A 603-nucleotide genomic window follows, 5' to 3' on the forward strand; every position below is an offset into this window, starting at 1 on the left:
CCGGCCCCGCAAGTACCGCAGCGCAGGCACGAGGAGTGCAGCGGGGTTCTCGTGGGCGGAGTTCCCGCGAGTGTAGCGAGCGGGAGCCGGAAGACGAGCGAAGTGAGTCTTCAGGAGCGAACGGGTGCAAGCGAGGCGCAGCCTCGCGTGGTCGCGGGATGCCGAGCAGCGGGAGAGCGAAGCTCTCCCGAGCTAACGGGCGGCGACGCCGCCCGTGAACGGCCGAGAGCTTTCAAGAACCGTCGCCGACGCTGGACTTCGGCGTCCCCATTTGGAGACCGGTTACGCGTCGAGGTGTTGGAGCAACTGCGTGACGTAGGGGCTGTTCTCCCAACTCCGATGCGGACTAATCGTCTCGATGAGCGTTCGTGCCTCTTCGTGGGTCATGTGGTCGTTGCGGGCGTAGTCACAGAGCAACCGTGGTGTCGGGACGATACGCGGACCCTGCAGGACCGCATGGATGAGCGCGAAATTCGTCCCGCCGAACTCGTCGGTCAGAAAGCCATCGACGTCGAGGGCGTTCGCGAGCACGATGCCGTCGGTTTCACCGTCGTCGAGGCCGAACGTCGGTCGCGACTCGGGCGTGTCGCCTCGCTCATAGGG

The 603-nt window shown here is 65.7% G+C and carries 1 pseudogene; it reads right to left on the bottom strand.

The window, feature by feature from the left end:
- Positions 1 to 282: 282 nt before the first annotated feature.
- Positions 283 to 603, bottom strand: a pseudogene (locus C5B91_RS21295) (hypothetical protein); the annotation flags it as partial.

This window comes from Haloferax sp. Atlit-10N (assembly GCF_003586325.1).
GTDB classification, from domain to species: Archaea; Halobacteriota; Halobacteria; order Halobacteriales; family Haloferacaceae; genus Haloferax; species Haloferax prahovense.